The organism is Mycolicibacterium sp. Y3 (assembly GCF_051188035.1).
In the GTDB taxonomy this organism is placed as follows: Bacteria; Actinomycetota; Actinomycetes; order Mycobacteriales; family Mycobacteriaceae; genus Mycobacterium; species Mycobacterium fluoranthenivorans.
The window spans coordinates 3,237,663-3,255,528 of record NZ_JAVQLT010000001.1; the positions used below are offsets into that span (position 1 = coordinate 3,237,663).

Annotated in this window: 19 protein-coding genes; 15 read left to right on the top strand and 4 right to left on the bottom strand. The window is 65.5% G+C overall.

Features of this window, described 5'->3' with window-relative positions:
• Positions 1-9: 9 nt before the first annotated feature.
• Together QN239_RS15685 and QN239_RS15690 are read right to left on the bottom strand one after the other, a co-directional pair.
• Positions 10-1,158 carry an Rv2629 family ribosome hibernation factor gene (locus tag QN239_RS15685; RefSeq protein ID WP_499011657.1) on the bottom strand — a complete coding sequence of 383 codons (1,149 nt, stop codon included), beginning with the start codon at positions 1,156-1,158 and terminating at the stop codon, positions 10-12.
• A complete protein-coding gene (locus QN239_RS15690) occupies positions 1,148-1,582 on the bottom strand; it encodes a PNPOx family protein (protein WP_499011659.1) in 435 nt (144 codons plus the stop codon). Before QN239_RS15690 ends, QN239_RS15685 begins: the two co-directional genes overlap by 11 nt.
• Positions 1,583-1,770: 188 nt before the next feature.
• Here QN239_RS15690 and QN239_RS15695 point away from each other — a divergent pair, with 188 nt between their 5' ends.
• Positions 1,771-3,105 carry a phosphoribosyltransferase family protein gene (locus tag QN239_RS15695; RefSeq protein WP_499011660.1) on the top strand — a complete coding sequence of 445 codons (1,335 nt, stop codon included), beginning with the start codon at positions 1,771-1,773 and terminating at the stop codon, positions 3,103-3,105.
• Positions 3,106-3,135: 30 nt separating this feature from the next.
• A complete protein-coding gene (locus QN239_RS15700; RefSeq protein ID WP_499011662.1) occupies positions 3,136-4,278 on the top strand; it encodes a site-2 protease family protein in 1,143 nt (380 codons plus the stop codon).
• Between the two features lie 73 nt (positions 4,279-4,351).
• Here the strand turns inward: QN239_RS15700 and QN239_RS15705 are convergent, their stop codons facing one another.
• On the bottom strand, positions 4,352-4,786 hold the full coding sequence (locus tag QN239_RS15705; protein WP_499011664.1) for a CBS domain-containing protein: 435 nt from the start codon (positions 4,784-4,786) through the stop codon (positions 4,352-4,354).
• 222 nt (positions 4,787-5,008) lie between these two features.
• On the opposite strand from QN239_RS15705, the gene QN239_RS15710 reads away from it, so the two are divergent.
• From QN239_RS15710 to QN239_RS15760, 11 genes are all read left to right on the top strand, one after another.
• Positions 5,009-5,467 (top strand): DUF2267 domain-containing protein, encoded by a 459-nt coding sequence (locus QN239_RS15710; protein WP_499011667.1) that lies wholly within the window; start codon positions 5,009-5,011, stop codon positions 5,465-5,467.
• A 74-nt stretch (positions 5,468-5,541) separates the two neighbouring features.
• Positions 5,542-5,808 carry a hypothetical protein gene (locus QN239_RS15715; RefSeq protein ID WP_499011670.1) on the top strand — a complete coding sequence of 89 codons (267 nt, stop codon included), beginning with the start codon at positions 5,542-5,544 and terminating at the stop codon, positions 5,806-5,808.
• Complete coding sequence (gene acsA / locus QN239_RS15720) at positions 5,805-7,601, top strand: acetate--CoA ligase (RefSeq protein WP_499011672.1); 1,797 nt, start codon at positions 5,805-5,807, stop codon at positions 7,599-7,601. The genes QN239_RS15715 and acsA overlap by 4 nt, the downstream gene beginning before the upstream one ends.
• Positions 7,598-8,578 carry a pyruvate dehydrogenase (acetyl-transferring) E1 component subunit alpha gene (gene pdhA / locus QN239_RS15725; protein ID WP_499011674.1) on the top strand — a complete coding sequence of 327 codons (981 nt, stop codon included), beginning with the start codon at positions 7,598-7,600 and terminating at the stop codon, positions 8,576-8,578. The genes acsA and pdhA overlap by 4 nt, the downstream gene beginning before the upstream one ends.
• Positions 8,575-9,552 carry an alpha-ketoacid dehydrogenase subunit beta gene (locus QN239_RS15730; protein WP_499011677.1) on the top strand — a complete coding sequence of 326 codons (978 nt, stop codon included), beginning with the start codon at positions 8,575-8,577 and terminating at the stop codon, positions 9,550-9,552. Before pdhA ends, QN239_RS15730 begins: the two co-directional genes overlap by 4 nt.
• Positions 9,549-10,682, top strand: a complete 1,134-nt coding sequence (locus QN239_RS15735; RefSeq protein WP_499011679.1) for a dihydrolipoamide acetyltransferase family protein — start codon at positions 9,549-9,551, stop codon at positions 10,680-10,682. Before QN239_RS15730 ends, QN239_RS15735 begins: the two co-directional genes overlap by 4 nt.
• Before the next feature lie 3 nt (positions 10,683-10,685).
• Entirely contained in the window at positions 10,686-10,946 is a 261-nt protein-coding gene (locus QN239_RS15740) for an acyl carrier protein (protein ID WP_499011681.1), read from the top strand.
• 381 nt (positions 10,947-11,327) lie between these two features.
• Entirely contained in the window at positions 11,328-12,935 is a 1,608-nt protein-coding gene (locus QN239_RS15745; RefSeq protein ID WP_499011682.1) for a GAF domain-containing sensor histidine kinase, read from the top strand.
• Between the two features lie 126 nt (positions 12,936-13,061).
• Positions 13,062-13,685, top strand: coding sequence for a hypothetical protein (locus tag QN239_RS15750; protein WP_499011684.1), 624 nt, complete (start codon positions 13,062-13,064; stop codon positions 13,683-13,685).
• A 39-nt stretch (positions 13,686-13,724) separates the two neighbouring features.
• A complete protein-coding gene (locus QN239_RS15755) occupies positions 13,725-14,003 on the top strand; it encodes a DUF1876 domain-containing protein (protein WP_267289012.1) in 279 nt (92 codons plus the stop codon).
• A gap of 68 nt (positions 14,004-14,071) precedes the next feature.
• The gene (locus tag QN239_RS15760) at positions 14,072-15,262 is read left to right on the top strand and encodes an alpha/beta hydrolase family protein (protein ID WP_499016812.1); all 1,191 of its coding nucleotides are present in this window, start codon (positions 14,072-14,074) and stop codon (positions 15,260-15,262) included.
• Between the two features lie 14 nt (positions 15,263-15,276).
• Here QN239_RS15760 and QN239_RS15765 read toward each other — a convergent pair whose 3' ends face one another.
• A complete protein-coding gene (locus QN239_RS15765) occupies positions 15,277-16,152 on the bottom strand; it encodes a universal stress protein (RefSeq protein WP_499011686.1) in 876 nt (291 codons plus the stop codon).
• Between the two features lie 196 nt (positions 16,153-16,348).
• On the opposite strand from QN239_RS15765, the gene QN239_RS15770 reads away from it, so the two are divergent.
• Together QN239_RS15770 and QN239_RS15775 are read left to right on the top strand one after the other, a co-directional pair.
• The gene (locus tag QN239_RS15770; RefSeq protein ID WP_499011688.1) at positions 16,349-16,708 is read left to right on the top strand and encodes a hypothetical protein; all 360 of its coding nucleotides are present in this window, start codon (positions 16,349-16,351) and stop codon (positions 16,706-16,708) included.
• A gap of 104 nt (positions 16,709-16,812) precedes the next feature.
• A complete protein-coding gene (locus tag QN239_RS15775) occupies positions 16,813-17,805 on the top strand; it encodes an Acg family FMN-binding oxidoreductase (RefSeq protein WP_499011689.1) in 993 nt (330 codons plus the stop codon).
• Positions 17,806-17,866 lie beyond the last annotated feature (61 nt).

The window sequence follows — 17,866 nt, forward strand, 5'->3', positions numbered from 1 at the left end:
GCGGTGGGCTCACGCCTCCGAGGACTGTGGTTGGCGCACCGCTGTGGCCCCGGCAGTGCTGCTGACCGGATACCGCCGGATCGCCGCGATCCCGTCCGTCAGCGCAACCCCGTCAGCCGCGCGCACCACCGACGCGTCGGTCGACATGGCAACGAACGGCAGCACCTCGTCTGCCGGCGCTATCCGGCATGGCGCCTCGCCGGACTCGGACAGCGAATCGGCATCCGCCGCGATGGTGGTCCGGTCCCGACCTGAGACGACGGTGGCGCTGCCCAGCCGGCCGATGATCAACGTGTCGACCGCGCCGTCACGCAACCCCGCGCACACCGAGGGCAAGCCTTGCACGGCCAAGCCCGAACCTCGCGCGTCTTCGGCCTGGAAACGGTCCATGACCGCTTCGGCCGCGGCACGCCGACGGCGAGCGAATTCGGCGGCGATCGAGTCGGCCAGTTCCGATTCGGGGGCCCGGCAGCCGTGCGCTCCAGCAGACAGCGGAACCGCATGCGCACCGATGTGTGCCGGTAGTGCCGAGATGACGTCAGTTCGGGCCCGCACCTCTCCACTCACGAACACCAGTTCCGCGCCGCTGGTGGTCAGCAGTTCGGTGATGCGGTCGGCCACCGACCGCACGTTCATGCGCACCGCTTCCTCTGTGGAGCGCTCGGCGTCGCCCCAGCCGTACCGGCCGGCCGCGGCGGGTTTGTGCACCGGATAGCCGGGACCTTCAACGGTTTCGGTATGGACGTGCTGCCGGTCGTGCACGGTGAGATCTGCGCCGAGATGGTCGACCGACGCGACGACGTAGGCCGGGTGCCGCATCGTGAGTTCGAGCAGGGGAAGAAGATAGGGGTAATCGGAGATGCGGACCACGGTCGCTGGTGGCGCGTGGTCGAGCTGCTCGTTGACAAGCACCACATCCGGTCCGGCAATCACCAGGCGACCTTTCCGCCCGACCACGGGTGTGCTGTGCAGAACGGCGCGCTTGAGGGCTTCGATGACGTCTTGGGCCACATCCCTGTCCTCCAACTGTCGACCGATGCCGGTCCAGCGAGCTTCCGCTTGCTCGACGGCGTCATGGGTTTCGTGGCTGTCATCGATGAGTACCGACACGAACGGTCCGGGCGCATCGGTGAGCTGGCGAACAGCATCAGTCTTCATGGCCAGATTCCTCAGGGGTGTCAGTCGCCAGGTCGAACTCGGCGAAGTGGTCGATACCGAAGCGGGTGAACTCCCGCAGTCTTCGGGCCGGCAGAAGGGTCGCCGCGTCGGCGGTGTCGATGATCCGGGGGTTGACCACATCGAGGCGTTCGCCGCCCGTGGTGATGGTCGCCTCGCCGGCTTCGAGGGTGTTACGGAGCCAATCGGTATCCGCGCCATAGGGCAACGGAGTGACGATGTGGTCGGCCACCCTCACGGCGACGACCGGCGTCCGGTGTGTCCGCCCGGTGCGGCGGCCAGTATGCCGAATCACGCCCGCGTACCAGTGCTTGCGGCCCGCCAGGTGCAGCATCAGCGGATTCAGCACGTGTTTGTTGAACTTGCGCACCCCGTCGTTGACTGGGCTGCTGGCGTTCGTTGGCATTCCTCGATGCTGGTCGAGCACGGCACCTGCGGGGCAGGGTATAGAGCACGCAGCTGTGAGGACTAAAGGCCTCTGTTGTGCCGTGGTAACCGGCGTTCCGGCGCTACCCGTGAACCAGGGACCATCGTCCCTCCGTTCGGCGACCAAGTACCGCTTCGCTCCACCTTCGTGGTCGCCAGAATTTGCCTATGAAGGTGTTCACCGACCGGTTCGGCGCCGGACTCGAACTTGCCCCGCATCTGGAATCGCTTGCCGGTCAAGATGTCGTCGTTCTCGGTTTGCCGCGCGGTGGTATGCCGGTGGCGTTCGAGGTCGCCGCACAGCTCGAAGCCCCGCTGGACATCCTCCTGGTTCGTCAGCTCCCGGTACCGGGTCAGCCCGGGCTGTCGTTCGGGACGATCGGCGAGGGAGGGGCGCGGTTGATCGACGATGCAATCGTGCGCGAGTGGCACCTCGGTCAGGACGAGATCGCGCAGATCGAAGCCAGACAGCGTTCGGATCTGCGTCGGCGCGCGAAACGGCTGAGGGGCGACCGTGACCGTATTTCCTTGAGGCGCCGCGTCGCCGTGATCGTCGATGACGGTATGTCGATCAGTACGACCGCCAAAGCGGCATGCCGGATCGCCCGCGCACGAGGCGCTCGGAAGGTGATCGTCGCCGCACCGACGGCTCCGGGCGACGTCAAGACGATGTTGGCAGGATATGCAGACGACGTGGTCTGCGTAGACACCCCGGCGCCGACATATTCGCTCCGCCGGGAGTATCGGCACCTACCTCCGGTGCCCGACAGCGAAGTGGCAACGCTGCTCCGCCGCGCGGGCCGCGGTGGTGCAGCCGTGCTCGAGCCCGACACGCTAGAGGAAGTACCTCTCCGAGACGATGAAGTTCAGGTGCGGGTGGCCGGCAATACTGTGGTGACCGGTCTTCTCACCGTTCCTGAACACGCCGCGGGTGTCGTGGTCTTCGCGCACGGCAGCGCGAGCAGTCGGCACAGCCCACGCAACCGCCTGGTGGCGCGGGTTTTGAACCAATCCGGGTTAGCCACAATGCTCGTAGATCTCCTCACACAGGACGAGGAACGCAACCGCGCGAACGTATCCGACGTCGATCTGCTGGGTCGCCGACTGGTCGACGTCACCCGTTGGCTGGGCGAGCGACCTGATACCGCATCGTTGCCGGTGGGCTACTTCGGTTCCAGCACGGGGACAGCTGCCGCGCTCGCCGCCGCCACTGACCCATGGACAAAGGTCGACGCAGTGGTGTCTCGAAGCGGCCGGCCCGATCTCGCGGATGCTGCGCTGGCGAAAGTGGTGGCACCGACACTGCTGATCGTTGGTGGACGGGATCACGTCGTCTTGAAATTCAACAAGCTCGCACGCGCGGTCATGCACGGCATTTGCGAAATCGCGATAGTCCCCGGTGCTACCCATGTGTTCGAGGAGCCGGGGACCCTCGAAGAGGTCGCAGAGTTGGCGCGGGACTGGTTCATCGACCACCTCGGTTCCTCCGGAACGCCGAAGTGAACTGGCGATCAACAGTATTGGAAAGCGAACATGGATACCATCCCGATCGGACGGATCGCCGGATTCGTGGTACGGGTCAATTGGAGCGTGCTGGTCATCCTCTGGTTGTTCACGTGGAGTCTGGCATCCTCCCTGCCCGGTGAAGCGCCTGGTTATCCGCAAACCGCCTACTGGGTGGCCGGGATCTGTGGCGCGCTGATCTTGCTCGGGTCCCTCCTTGCCCACGAGTTGACGCATGCGGTTCTCGCACGCCGTGCCGGCGTGACGGTGTCCGATGTGACGCTGTGGCTGTTCGGTGGCGTCACTCGTCTGGGCGGTGACGCGAAGACTCCGAAAGAGGCGTTTCGCATCGCGGTGTCGGGCCCCTTGGCGAGTCTGGCGATCGCCGCGGTGTTCGGGGTCGCGGGGTACGGTCTCGGTGCGCTGGGCGCTGCGCCCATCCTGGTGGGGGTCACGTCGTGGCTGGCGGGCATCAATCTGATGCTCGGTCTGTTCAATCTGCTGCCGGGCGCACCGCTGGACGGCGGACGGGTGCTGCGGGCTTACCTCTGGCGTCGCTACGGTGATCCGGTACGGGCGGGTGTGGGTGCCGCACGCGTAGGGCGCATTCTGGCGCTCGTGCTGATCGCACTGGGACTGGGTGAGTTTCTGGCCGGCGCAACGGTGGGCGGCGTGTGGCTGGTGTTTCTCGGATGGTTCATCTTTTCTGCATCTCGTGAGGAGGAGGCGCAGGTGAGGACGAAACACGCCTTCGACACGGTGCACGTCGCCGACGTGATGACTGCCCACCCTCACACCGCCCCCGGGGATATCACCGTGGCGGAGTTCATTCAGCGGTACCTGCTGGGGGACCGCCACTCGGCCTACCCGGTCACCGATCGCGACGGGTCGGTCATCGGGTTGATCAGCCTGTCGGTGTTGCGTCGCGTCGCACCGGGCCGGCGCAACACGACATTGGTACGCGAAGCTGCGATGCCGCTGTCCGCGGTGATCACGACCACGTCGGACGAATCGGTCACGGCGCTGCTGCAGCGCCTGGCAGCGAAGTCCGAACACCGCGCCCTGGTCGTCGACCCGGTCGAATCAGGAGGGGTCGTCGGCATCGTCACCGCCAGCGATCTGACCCGGCTCATCGAGGTCTATCAGCTCGCGAGCGCCGGGCAAGTGGGATAGGCGTAAGATATTCGAAAGCGTTGCTTCACAATCTCTTCCGGCACACCCACACAGCATGTCCCCCGTCGGGCCTTCAACGGTTGGCGATGGCCTGCTGGGCGCAGATCGCTTTGACGAAGCCGGCGGTGGCATGCTCGGGTAGATGGCCCGCGATATCGGCCTCACTGACGATGCCGACCAGGCGATGATCGTCGAGCACCAGTAGGCGCCGGACCCGGTGTTCTGTCATGAGATCCAGCATTTGCTGGACACTGGCATGTGCACCGACGTGGTGGATCGTGCCCTGGGCCAGCTCGCCGGCCGTCGTGGTGTTCGGATCACGGCCAGCAGCAAGGCATTTCACCACGATATCGCGGTCGGTGAGCATGCCGCGCACGCGTCCGTCGTCCCCGGTGATCGGCAGTGCGCCGATGCCGAGTTCGGCCATGTGCTGTGCCGCGGTGGCCAGCATCTCGTGTTCGCCGATACAGGTCACTCCCGTGCGCATGATCTCTCGAGCGGTTTTCATCGCGTCCTCCTTTGCTGCGAATGGGCCGTTCCGGCCGGTGTATCTGCGAAGTGTGAGCTCTCGGCGACGTGCTGATCTAGGGTCTTTGGACCCCCGGTCGGTCGGGCACCGGGCCGGGTCGTCCTGTCGGTAGCCCGGGTGCACGGCAATCGGTGACCTTCGGCCCTGGTCTGGCTTGACGCGTTGCGGTGTGCTGGTAGGGAGTGTCACGGGAGGATCAGCATGTCCACCAATTCCAAGATCACCGAACTCGACCACTCCGTGCAGACGGCTCGCGCGTGGGTCAACGAGGTCGCGGGGCAGTTCGACACCGACGACCGTGAGTTCGCCTACCGGGTCTTGCGTGGATGGCTGCAGACCCTCCGGGACCGACTCACCGTCGAGGCGGCGGCGCATTTCGCGGCCCAGCTGCCGGACCTGATCAGGGGGATTTTCTACGCGGGCTGGGATCCCAGCGTGGTGCCGATCAAGTACGACGTGGGGGCCTACACCGTGCATTTCGCCCGGGCGGCGAATATCGCCGTCCAGGACGTCGGCGTGGCGTCGGCAGCGGTGACCGCCGCGCTCATGCGGTTGCTGCCGCGGGCGCAGATCGACAAGGTGCTCGATCAGCTGCCCGAGGGAATCCGCACACTGCTGCGCCCAGCCGTGACGAAAGCCCCCGACCTTCTCGGGCAGTAGTGACTTTGGTCTCTATCCTGCGTGATCTCTCTGGAAAACCATGGTACTGACGACATTCCGGAGGGAAATGACCGATGACGACGATCGAACGACTGACCTTGACGCGAAGCCAACTCGACAACGTGGCATGGCAATTTCTCCGGTCTGAGTTCACCGACGAGACCTACGCGCAGTGGCCCATCGAACGGCGGCTCGATGCGTTCCTACTGCATCGAGGATTCCGAAAGCTGCACGACGACGGCTCCGCCTACGGCGCACTGCTCGACCGCGTGATGGCCAATCTGCCGACCGCCGCGCGAATGGGGGTGCTTCCTCCACCGAACGCCGGACGGACGTCGTGAAGGTCATTCACAAGACCGCCCGAGATTGGCGGGTCACCCCCAATCTCGTCGATTACGACAGGGCCCGCGCCTCGTTCGATTGGCGAGACGTTCCCGATGTCTGTGCGGGTATGGGAGCCGGTCTCTGCAATATCGGCTACGCGGCCGTCGACCGGAACGCTCAAGGGCCCGCGGCCTCTCGCACCGCACTTCGTTTCGTATCAGGGGCGGAAGGTGAGGGCGATCTGACAATTCACGACCTCAGCTACGCCGAACTCGGTTCTCTCGCGCGGCGATTCACCAATGTTCTGCGTTCGCTGGGGGCCGGCAAGGGCGACCGGGTTTTCACATTGCTGGACCGGTGCCCCGAGCTCTACGTCGCGATCCTGGGTGCCCTGCGCAACGGCAGTATCGTCGCACCCCTGTTTTCGGCGTTCGGTCCCGAACCCGTCGAGACCCGGCTGCACAATGGCGTGGCAAACGTCCTGGTCACCACGAAAGCACTCTACGCGAAGAAGGTCGCGGAGATACGCGGTCGACTGCCGGCGTTGCGGCACGTGCTGATCATCGACGGCGATCAACGCGACTGTGGGGACGCCACGAGAGGTTTCTGGCCGTGGATGGATACCGAGAACGACGACGCCCCGATCGAACCCACCACCGCCGATGACCCCGCCCTGCTGCACTTCACCAGTGGCACCACCGGGACGCCCAAGGGAGCCGTGCACGTCCACGGCGCGGTGACCATGCATTTCATCACCGGGCTGTATGCGCTGGATCTTCATCCTGAAGACATCTACTGGTGCACGGCCGACCCCGGGTGGGTGACGGGGATGTCCTACGGCGTCATCGCGCCCCTCGTGCACGGTGTCACATCGGTCATCGACGAAGGTGTCTTCGACGCCGAGCGCTGGTACCGCGTCCTGGAAAGCCAGGCCGTCACCGTCTGGTACACCGCGCCGACCGCCATCCGGATGCTCATCAAGGCCGGCGCCGAGCTTGCCGCTGCCTTCCGGTTCCCGAAACTGCGGTTCGTCGCCAGTGTGGGAGAACCGCTTAACGCCGAGGCGGTCTGGTGGGGAAAGCGGGTTCTCGGACTGCCGATTCACGACAACTGGTGGCAGACGGAGACCGGCGGAATCATGGTCGCGAACACACCGGCGTTCGATATCAAACCCGGTTCGATGGGCAGACCGTTACCAGGAGTTGATGCCTGCGTCGTCCATCGCGGCGAGGACGGCACGATCCACCTCGTCGATGAACCCGATATCGAAGGTGAGTTGGCACTGCGGCCGGGATGGCCGTCGATGTTCCGAACCTATCTGCACGAGGAGGAGCGGTACCGAAAAGCCTTCCGCGACGGCCTTTACCTCACGGGTGATCTGGTCAAAAAGGATGGCGACGGCTACTTCTGGTTCGTGGGACGCGCCGATGACGTCATCAAGTCGGCCGGACACCTGATCGGCCCGTTCGAGGTGGAGAACGCGTTGACCGACCACCCGGCGGTGGCGGAAGCTGCTGTGATCGGCATACCCGATCCGACCACCGGCGAGCTGGTCAAAGCCTTCGTGACGCTCAAGGACGGTTTCAGCGCCGACGAACACCTCCGCCGGGACCTGCTCGCACACGCGCGCCGACGCCTCGGTGCCGCCGTGGCACCCAAGGCGATCGAGTTCACCGATGCCCTGCCCCATACGCGCAGCGGCAAGATCATGCGACGGCTGCTGAAGGCTCGCGAGCTGGGCCTGCCGGAAGGGGACACGTCCACGGTGGAGCGCGGCGCAAAGCCAGATCTGCGATCGGTGGCGCCGTGATCACCCGCGATCTGGCCCATGACCTGCTGTCCGACATGGTGCGCGTTCGCCGGATGGAGGAAAAGTGCGCCGAACTGTACGGAGAGAGCAAGATTCGCGGATTCCTGCACCTCTACGTAGGTGAGGAGGCGGTTGCCACGGGTTCCCTGCGCGCGCTCACCGCCGACGATGCCGTGGTGGCCACCTACCGCGAGCATGGCCACGCACTCCTGCGGGGTGTGCCCATGACATCCATCATGTCCGAGATGTTCGGCAAGGCCGAAGGATGCTCGCGCGGTCGGGGTGGCTCGATGCACCTGTTCGACGCCGGCAGGCGTTTCTACGGCGGCAACGCCATCGTGGGCGGCGGGCTGCCGCTTGCAGTGGGGCTGGGACTCGCCGACGTGCAATTGGGACGCAGAAACCGGGTCACGGCATGCTATTTCGGTGACGGCGCCGTTGCCGAAGGGGTCTTCCACGAGTCGCTGAACATGGCGGCGCTCTGGCGGCTTCCGGTGCTTTTCTGTTGCGAGAACAATCTCTATGCCATGGGCACCGCGCTGGCCCGCGCCCAATCGCAGACCGACCTGACGGCCAAGGCTGCTTCCTACAAGGTGCCCACGCTGGCTGTCGACGGGATGGACGTCGCCGCCTGCCATACCGCGGCCACCCAAGCCACCGACCACATCCGCACCGACGGCGGGCCGTTCTTCCTGGAGTTCAGGACCTATCGGTTCCGTGCACACTCGATGTTCGACCCCGAGTTGTATCGCGACAAAGCCGAGGTCGAGCAGTGGCGCACCCGGGATCCGATCGCCGCTTTCACCCAGCGGTGTGTACAGGACGGCCTGCTCTCAGCGGCGGATATCGCTGCGATCGAGCAGGCCGCCGACGCAGAAGTGCTCGCCGCAGTGGCCTTTGCCGACGCGGGAACATGGGAGGACGTCGACGAACTCACTCGCGATGTACTGACCCCGACTTCGGAACGATCACGATGAAGACGACATACCGGTCCGCGGTGCACGACGCGATGCGGGATGCGCTGCGCGATGACCCCCGAGTCGTGTTGATGGGTGAGGATGTCGGCTGCTACGGCGGCACCTACGCGGCGTCCAAGGGCCTTCTGGAAGAGTTCGGGCCCGAGCGGGTGCGGGACACGCCGTTGTCGGAATTGGGATTCGTCGGTGTCGGCATCGGGGCGGCCCTGGGCGGGCTCCGCCCGATCGTCGAAATCATGACGGTCAACTTCAGCCTCCTGGCACTCGATCAGATCGTCAACACCGCGGCAACCCTTCGTCACATGTCGGGCGGGCAATTCTCGGTGCCGCTGGTGGTCAGGATGGCGACGGGGGCGGGCCGACAGTTGGCGGCGCAGCATTCGCACAGCCTGGAGTGCTGGTATGCGCACATCCCAGGCATCAAGGTGGTGGCCCCCGCGACCGTGGCGGATGCCTACGGCATGTTGTCGGCGGCGTTACGCGACCCCGACCCGGTGATGGTGTTCGAGCACGTCCAGCTCTACAACACTTCCTCGGATGTGGAACTTCCGGTGCAGAGCGATATTTCGCGTGCGGCCGTGCGCCGGACGGGTTCCGATGTCACGGTGGTCACTTACGGTGGATCACTGCCGAAGACCCTCGACGCCGCTGACCGGCTGGCGCTGACGGGTATCGACTGCGAGGTGATCGATCTGCGGGTCCTCAGACCCCTGGACACCGGCACCATCCTTGAGTCGGTGCGCAAGACGCACCGTGCCGTCGTGGTCGACGAGGGCTGGCGGACCGGAAGCCTTGCGGCCGAGGTCGTCGCCCAGATCACGGAGGGTGCGTTCTTCGATCTCGATGCCCCACCCGCCAGGGTGTGCAGCGCCGAAGTCCCGATGCCTTTTGCCAAGCACCTCGAACAGGCGGCGCTTCCACAACCAGAGGGCATCATCGCCGCGGTCAAGAGTCTGTTCGGAGATCGGCTGTGATCGAGTTCAAGATGCCCGCCCTGGGCTCGGATATGGATGAGGGGACGCTGAACGAATGGCTCGTCAAGCCCGGTGACACGGTCCATCGTGGGCAGGTGGTTGCCGTGGTGGAGACAACGAAGGCAGCAGTCGAAGTGGAGTGCTGGCACGACGGCATCGTCAGCGAACTTCTGGTGCCCGTCGGCCAAACCATCTCGGTGGGTACGCCGTTGGCGACGTTGACGGAGGAGGGGGAGGAGGGGAAGGCCGCGGATACCCCGATTCCGGCCGTGCAGCCTGCACCTGCGGCAGCAGAGCACCGCCGGTGGGTATCGCCGGCCGCCCGCCGGATGGCGCTGGCGCGACATGTCGACCTGGACGCGGTCGAGGGTACCGGGCCGCAGGGGTCGGTCACCATCGCCGACGTCGAGCGGACCGCTGCCTCGAGTCCAGGTATCCAGCCGCACGCCGGCGGAGGCCGCGCCGAGCAGATGCGGAAGTCGATCGCGGCGGCCATGGGACGGTCCAAACGCGAAATTCCGCATTACTATCTCGCCCACGAGGTGAACATGGATGCGGCGTTGAACTGGATGAGCGCCTTCAACGCCGAGCGCTCCATCACCGAGCGGGTGCTTCCGGCAGCGCTGCTGCTCAAAGCGGTTGCCGTTGCCGCTCAGCGCTTCCCCGAGTTCAACGGGTTCTGGCGGGATGACGATTTCCGGCCCGCCGCCGGCGTTCATGTCGGCGTGGCCATCTCACTTCGCGGCGGTGGGCTGGTGGCGCCGGCGGTCCATGATGTGCCGGGCAAGAAGCTCGACGAGGTGATGGCAGATCTCGCCGATGTGGTGGCACGGGCGCGGGCGGGATCCTTGCGCAGCTCGGAGATCTCGGATCCGACCATCACGGTCACCAATCTCGGCGACCAGGGCGTCGATACCGTGTTCGGCGTCATCTATCCGCCGCAGGTCGCCCTCATCGGCTTCGGGGCGCCGGCGCAGCGGGTGTGCGCCGTCGACGGCGGCATCCGCATCGCCACCACCGTGCACGCCACCCTGGCCGCCGATCACCGCGCCAGCGACGGCCATCGGGGTGCCCTGTTTCTCGCGGCGATCGCGGAGCTCCTGCAGCAGCCGCACACGTTGGAAGGATGACCGGTGACGGAAACCGATCGGATCCGCGAGGAGATCCTCGCAGCGCTGACAGCCATCGCACCCGAAATCGAGGCCGACAAGGTCGACGAGCGAGCGCCGCTGAGGCAGCAGGTGGATCTTGATTCGATGGATTGGCTGAACTTCCTCCGCGGCGTTCACGAGCGACTCCAACTGGACATCCCCGAGGTCGACTACAAGCGGCTGCGCACCCTGGCCGACCTCGTGGAGTACGCCGAGCAACGGACCGCGGGCCGACGAGGTTGACACCGCGGGACCATCGTGCGATGTCAGCGTCAAGCCGATGTTGCTGATGTGAATCATGTGTCGAAGCGCTGAAGCGTAGCAAACTTTGATGCCGCGTGAACAGCGCCATGGGAGGTCGCTTTCGGAGTTGACTGCGCCCGCTCACCATGGCCGTCACGTCGCAGTTTGTCGGCACGAACAGGTCCTGAATCGGTAAGCGCCGCAAAATTGACGACCGCGTCCCTATCGTGGCGGCTGCGGTAGTGACAGAATTGGAGGTCCAGCGCAAGGAACCGCGTGAGCAACGAACACGAACCAGAAGCGGTCTTCAGGCGACGGAGACCGCAAGACCTTCGTCGCATACACGACCAACTCGACGAGCTGGCCGCCGATCGTGATCAGATGGGCCTACTGCTCGAACTGGCGATCGAGATCAGCGCTGACCTGGAGTTGGACTCGATTCTGCACCGGATCATTCGCGCGGCGCTGAAATTGACCACCGCGCGTTACGGGGCCATCGGCGTGTGGGGTTCCGACGGCCTACTGTCCTCGTTCGTCCATGACGGCATGGACCCCCAGACCGTACAGCGCATCGGCCACCTGCCGGTGGGCAAAGGAGTCTTGGGTGAGCTGCGTGATCGCACCGAACGTCTGCGGCTGGACGACCTCACCGAACATCCGGCTGCCGCGGGCTTCCCCGACGGCCACCCCCCGATGCGAGCCTTCCTCGGCGTGCCGATCATGATCCGCGGTCGGCCGTACGGCAGCCTGTACATAGCCGATGACAGACCGGGTCACGCTTTCGCCGAAGCCGACGACATGGCGACCCGGGCGCTGGCGTCGGTGGCGGCGGTTGCCATCGATAACGCGCGGCTGTTCGAACAAGCTCGCGTATCCGCGCTGTGGACCAGTGCCAGCCGCGAGATCACCGCTGCGGTGTTGTCCGATGTGCCCCCGTATCAGCGGCCCCTTCAGCTGATCGCCCACCGGGCACTCGAGCTCATCGACGCAGAGCAGGCCATCGTGCTGTTGCCCGAGGATCCGGACGAACCCGACGACGAGGTGGACGCACTGGTGGTGTCCGCTTCGGTCGGTCGCCAGGCAGATGAGGTTCTCGGTCAGCGTATTCCGGTCGAGGGATCGACCACCGGTGCGGTGTTCCGGTCGGGCAAACCGTTGATCACCGAGACGTTCCGCAGACCGATCCAAGCGTTCACCGACCTGGGCGAACGGCCGGCGATCGTCGTACCGCTGTGCGCGGAGAAGCGCACCTTGGGCGTGATGGTGTTGGCACGTAATGTATCTGGAGCAGAATTCACTGAGGGCCATCTGGACTCTGTCCAGGATTTCGCCGGTCACGCAGCCATCGCGCTGACCATCGCCAGAGCTCGCCAATACACGGCTGAACTCAACCTGCTCACCGACCGAGAGCGCATCGCGAATGACCTGCACGACCAGGTGATCCAGCGCGTCTTTGCCGTCGGCATGGACCTGCAGGGCGTCGTCGCGCGTATCCGCAAGCCCGAGCTGGTACGGCGGGTTTCGCGGTCGGTTGACGAGCTGCAGTCCGTGATCAACGACATTCGGGCGACCATCTTCAATCTGCAGAATCCGTCCGAGGCTCAAGAAGGGTTCGCTTCGCGCATCCACACCGTGTTCGAACACCTGACGGAGAACCGCGACCTATCGGCGTCGTTGAACCTGACGGGTCCGTTGAGCGTCGTCACCTCGACGCTTGCCGACCATGGCGAAGCTGTGGTCACAGAGGCGCTGAGTAACGCTATCCGCCACTCGGGCGCTGCCGAGGTCACGGTCAGCATCGTGGTCGCCGACGATCTGCGCATCGTCGTTTCCGACGACGGGAGCGGGATACCGCCCGACAATCAGCGCAGCAGCGGCCTGAGCAACCTCGCACGGCGCGCCGAGCTGGCCGGTGGTGACTTCACCGTCACCGGTGGCCGGACCGGCGGTACGCAGCTGCAATGGAGCGCACCATTACCGGTGGACTGACGGTTGGTGGGCTCGGGATGGGGACCAAGGTCCCTCCTGAACCCGACCAAAGCCTGTAGTGCAAGCCGGCAGCCGCGACCTAGCGTCAGATGACCGCTGAACTTCTGGACTACCGAAGGTCTGCTCATGGATATCACCGATGTTCTGATCGCCGGATCGACCCCGGCTGTACAGATATGCCGCGCGGCGGAACACGGCGATGCCGGCTCGGCGACCCGATCCGCGAAGTCGCCCATGCTTTTGGCGTGGAACAACTCTGGTAGTCCTGCGGCGGCTTCTACCGATCGCTGGGTCGTTGCCGTCACGAGCCGGAAGGCGTCGGCCAGATCGGTATTGCGCACCGCCATGGCCGAGGCGGCGCTGAGAGGCGCGGCGGTGATGGTGCTGACCCCGGCGCCGTGGGACCCCGACGACTATGTGAGTGCGATCGGCTACGTCGAAGCCGCGGAGCAACCCGAGGTGTGGGCCATACCCCGACCGGACGATCTCGCCGCGCTGATACTGCAGCAACCGAGTGTGGATCATCTGATCGTCACGACGGCCGACGATGCCGCGCTGATCGACACCCTCCTCGGAAATGCCGAGTTGGCCGCGATGCGGGCGCGCTTCGAACTACTTGTGCTACCGCGGTCCTTCGGAAGGAGAAGAACACATGAATCATCCGGCAGCATTGAAATCCCGTCCAGCGCTAACTATCTGGTCGCTGCTGCGGCACCCGGGTACCGTATGGGCGCTTCGGGCCTCGAATGAACGACTGGCGGCCACACAGACGAGCAGGGGAGCGCGGCGATGAACGTTCCGAGCAATCAGGGCAGAGAGTGGGCAGTCGGCGTCTGCGTCGACGAGCACGAGGATCACACTCGTGCCACCACCTGGCTGGTCGGCGATGACCGTGGCTTCACCGGGGTTGGTGTGGCGCGGCGCAATCCGGACGACCGTGATGTACCGGCGATCGGCGATGAGCTCGCGGTGGCCCGCGCCTTGGCCGATCTCGCGGAGCAGATGCTCAAGGCGACGGCCGGGGATATCGAAACCGTCACCCATGAACACGTGCATCCGCTGCACTGATCGATGGATGGCCGCGCTATGACCAATTCTGATGTGCTGGTGTGGGTCCCGTCGACAGCGCGGCAACGATGAGTCCGTCGCTGGGTGACGTGATCCGGCCCTTCACCAAGACCGGGAGCTACTACGCCCGGTCCTGGCGAGACTACCTGGGGGCGGGTTCGCCGCAATTGCCGATCGCGAGGCCGAGTCTCGCGCTGGCGGCACAGGCGCTGCGCGATGAGGTGGTGCTGTTGGGCCTTCGGGCCCGCCGTCCACTGAGCCAACCGCGGGCATTCGCGCACATCCACGACGAGGTGGTCGCGGCACTCGAATTCTATGGCGCCCTGGGCTGTCTGCGCGATCCCGGTAGTTTCTTCGTCACGCCCGGACCCCTTTCCGGGGTGGAGATCACACCGGTACATCGGGGCGGCAGATTCTATGCCCGGATGCGCTGGCCCAGTGACTACACACCGCGGGTCGGTGAGCCCGGGGCGGATCGGTGGCGTAGCTACGGTGCAGTCGGCAACGGCTATGCGCTGTTGCTGCGGCACCGCGACGAACGTCCCTGGCTGGTGTGTGTGCACGGCACCGAGATGGGCCGCGCCGCACTGGATCTGGCACTGTTTCGGGCCTGGCACCTGCACGACGACCTGGGACTCAACGTCGTCCTTCCGGTGCTTCCGCTACACGGTCCCAGGGCCACCGGCCTGCCGAAGGGTGCGGTGTTCCCCGGCGAGAACGTGATCGACGATGTGCATGCGACCGCACAGGCAGTCTGGGATATTCGCGGCCTGCTGGCCTGGATCAGGCAACAACATCCGGCGCCGACCATCGGAATCTACGGTCTGTCGCTGGGCGGTTTCATCACTGCGCTGGTGGCAAGCCTCGACAACGACCTGAGGTGCGCGGTGCTGGGCGTGCCGGTCGCCGACCTGGTCGACCTGCTCAGCAGGCATTCCGGACTGGACCGCGAGGATCCGCGTCGGCGGACGATTCTGCTGGCCGGTGCGCTCGGCCGGATGATCTCACCGTTGTCTCTGGAGCCGCGGGTACCGCCGGCCGGCCGCTTCATCTATGCAGGCCTGGCGGATCAGGTGGTGCATCCGCGGGAACAGGTCACCAGGCTTTGGGAGCATTGGGGGCGACCGGATATCGAATGGTATCGCGGTGGCCACACCGGCTTCTTCCAGTCGCGACCGGTGAACCGATTCGTCACCGACGCACTGGTGCGATCGGGGTTGGTGCCGGATCGGCCGGAGGCCGGGCAGATCGCGGGGTGAACACCGGCCGCCGCCTAGCGTGGACGGCAGATGACCACGGGCGTGCGCACCGACTGGACCACCGTGCCGCTGACCGAGCCCAGAAGAGTACCGGCCAACGCCCCGTGCCCGTGGCTGCCCACGACGACGAGCTGCGCCGTGGCGGACAGTTCGACGAGGTGGTGAGCGGGTTGATCGGCGACGACGATGCGGCGCACATTCACCCGGGGAAAATGCTCCTGCCAGGGGGCCAGCCGCGCGGCCATCTCGCGATCGACGTCGGGCCGCATCTGCTCCCAGTCGAATCCCGGCATGTCGAATGCGCCTGGTGACCACCACGCGTGGAGCACCACCAACTCGACGTTGCGGCGGTCTGCCTCATCGAACGCCAGCGTGGCCGCATCCTCCGATGCCGGCGACCCGTCGTAGCCAAGGAGGACGGGGGCGTGCTGATCCGGCGTGGGTTCGCCGTCATGAATGACGGCTACGGCGCAGTGGGCGCGGTGCGCGAGCGCGGTGCTGACACTGCCCAACAGGTGGCGGGCCAACGACCCGCGACCCCGCGAACCCACGACGACCAGCCCCGCCGTTGTGGACTCCTCGACCAGCACGGCGGCAGGAGTCGCCACCGCGAACACGGTTTCCACCCCAACCGACCCGCGTGTCACGTCCTGGACCCGCTTGCAGGCGTCGTCCAGGATGCCTTTGCTGCGCTCGGCCTGCCACTCCATGAACCCGCTCGGCGCAGGGGCCACCGGCCATGCGCCGATGGGCAGGGTGGCCGCGTACACGATGCGAAGGGTGGCCTGGCGCAGAGCAGCCTCCTTGGCAGCCCATTCCAACGCGGGTTGCGAGCATGACGAATCATCGACCCCGGCGACGATTGTCTCGATATCTACGGTGTGGCTCATTGTGGCGTCCTTCACTTCGGCCTGGGCAGACGAGCGGCGTGCCATGGACGGTAGGTGCGGTCGGGTACCCGCTTCTAGGGGCTTTCGTACTCAGCTGGGTGACCGACCCGGAGAGGACTTCAGGCCCTAGTGTGCGGATTCGCCACGGTGTTTTGATGTTCGCCATCTGTGAAATGACGTGTAAAGGACCCCACCGATGGACACCACAACCGAACCATCCTCTCGCCAGAAGGAGCCCCGACATCGTGGCGGCAGTCCGGTGTGGCTCAACTGGTTGTTGGCCTTGTTGACCGTGCCGGTGGCGATGGCGGTCATGCTCTTCGCCTTCGCAGCGGTGATGGGCCTGGCACGGTGTACCGACGGAGGCTGCGATCACATGGGCCCGGGTGAGTTCTGGTTCGGGATACTGGCCTACGGACCGCCGGTCGTGGCGGTCGTCACGATCGCCGCCTCGTTCTACACCGCATCGCGCAAACACGCGATCTGGGTGCCGGTGGCCGGACTGGGACTCTTGTTCATCGACCTTGTCGTTCTGGCTATCACGTTTCGGGCGTAGCCGAAGGTCAGAAGTCCCTCATAGTGCACACCTCCGACTCTGACGGAGTCGTCCACCGTTGCACATAGTTGAGCTGAAGCACATCACGAGCAAAGGTCTACCCGATGTCCGGTCATTTTCCCGCCACCGAAACGGTGCATGCTGCGCTGTCCTTGGCAACGCGTGCGCCCTCGGTGCACAATTCGCAACCCTGGCGTTGGCGGGTGGGGCCGCGAAGTGTCCATCTCTTCGCCGACCCGTCACTGCACCTCGAACATACCGACCCGGATCGGCGCGACCTGTTCGTCAGCTGCGGAATTGCTTTGAACCACTGCGTCATTGCGCTTGCGGCGTTGGGCTGGCAGTCCAAGATTCATCGGTTACCCAACCCAGATGAATCCGATCACCTGGCCTCGATCGAGTTTCATCCGGTCCGGCCGGGGGAGATGGACATCTCCCTAGCCGCGGCGATCCCGCAACGGCGCACCGATCGCCGGCACTACAGCTCCTGGCCGGTCCCACCCGGACACATTGCCATGATGGGCGCGCGTGCCGCACGGATGGGTGTCACCATGCGACGGGTCGAGACGAACGACGAATTCAGGGCGATCCTTGCCTGGGCGGCGCGTGAGCACAGCCAGGATGCCGGGTACCTCGGCGAATTAGCTTCCTGGAGTGGTCGTTACGGGGCCACCGCGGGCGTGCCCGCGCGTAACGCCCCTGCCTCGGACCAGCATTCCCCGGTGCCGGCGCGGATATTCGCGGGGCCGGCGCTGCCGCAGGCGCCGGAGTCGGATGCCGAGGACGATCACGGAGTCGTGCTCGCGCTCGGCACCGCCGCCGACGATGTCATCGCCCGACTGCGGGCCGGCGAAGCCACCAGTCAGGTCCTCCTGACGGCGACGTCGATGGGTCTGGCCAGTTGCATTCTCACCGAACCCCTCGAGATCCAGGCGACCCGCGATCAGCTCCAGGCCGCGGTGTTCGGCATCGGGGAGTTCCCTCAGGTGCTGTTGCGTATCGGGTGGGCGCCCATCAACGCGGACCCGCTTCCCGCCACCCCGCGGCGGCCGCTGAGCGAAGTCGCCTGCAACCTCGACGGCTTCCCGCTCGCTTAGCATCGGCGGCTGGTCCTTCGGCGGGATGTATTGGGGCCGTGCGCCCATCCGGGCGGTGACC

What these genes read in the sequence shown, in the direction of transcription:
- QN239_RS15775 (WP_499011689.1), top strand. Translation starts at nt 16,813, where the DNA reads ATGTCCGGTCATTTTCCCGCCACCGAAACGGTGCATGCTGCGCTGTCC.
- QN239_RS15700 (WP_499011662.1), top strand. Translation starts at nt 3,136, where the DNA reads ATGGATACCATCCCGATCGGACGGATCGCCGGATTCGTGGTACGGGTC.
- QN239_RS15760 (WP_499016812.1), top strand. Translation starts at nt 14,072, where the DNA reads ATGAGTCCGTCGCTGGGTGACGTGATCCGGCCCTTCACCAAGACCGGG.
- QN239_RS15750 (WP_499011684.1), top strand. Translation starts at nt 13,062, where the DNA reads ATGGATATCACCGATGTTCTGATCGCCGGATCGACCCCGGCTGTACAG.
- QN239_RS15710 (WP_499011667.1), top strand. Translation starts at nt 5,009, where the DNA reads ATGTCCACCAATTCCAAGATCACCGAACTCGACCACTCCGTGCAGACG.
- QN239_RS15730 (WP_499011677.1), top strand. Translation starts at nt 8,575, where the DNA reads ATGAAGACGACATACCGGTCCGCGGTGCACGACGCGATGCGGGATGCG.
- QN239_RS15715 (WP_499011670.1), top strand. Translation starts at nt 5,542, where the DNA reads ATGACGACGATCGAACGACTGACCTTGACGCGAAGCCAACTCGACAAC.
- QN239_RS15685 (WP_499011657.1), bottom strand. Translation starts at nt 1,158, where the DNA reads ATGAAGACTGATGCTGTTCGCCAGCTCACCGATGCGCCCGGACCGTTC.
- QN239_RS15745 (WP_499011682.1), top strand. Translation starts at nt 11,328, where the DNA reads ATGGGCCTACTGCTCGAACTGGCGATCGAGATCAGCGCTGACCTGGAG.
- QN239_RS15755 (WP_267289012.1), top strand. Translation starts at nt 13,725, where the DNA reads ATGAACGTTCCGAGCAATCAGGGCAGAGAGTGGGCAGTCGGCGTCTGC.
- QN239_RS15690 (WP_499011659.1), bottom strand. Translation starts at nt 1,582, where the DNA reads ATGCCAACGAACGCCAGCAGCCCAGTCAACGACGGGGTGCGCAAGTTC.
- QN239_RS15770 (WP_499011688.1), top strand. Translation starts at nt 16,349, where the DNA reads ATGGACACCACAACCGAACCATCCTCTCGCCAGAAGGAGCCCCGACAT.
- QN239_RS15705 (WP_499011664.1), bottom strand. Translation starts at nt 4,786, where the DNA reads ATGAAAACCGCTCGAGAGATCATGCGCACGGGAGTGACCTGTATCGGC.
- QN239_RS15695 (WP_499011660.1), top strand. Translation starts at nt 1,771, where the DNA reads ATGAAGGTGTTCACCGACCGGTTCGGCGCCGGACTCGAACTTGCCCCG.
- QN239_RS15765 (WP_499011686.1), bottom strand. Translation starts at nt 16,152, where the DNA reads ATGAGCCACACCGTAGATATCGAGACAATCGTCGCCGGGGTCGATGAT.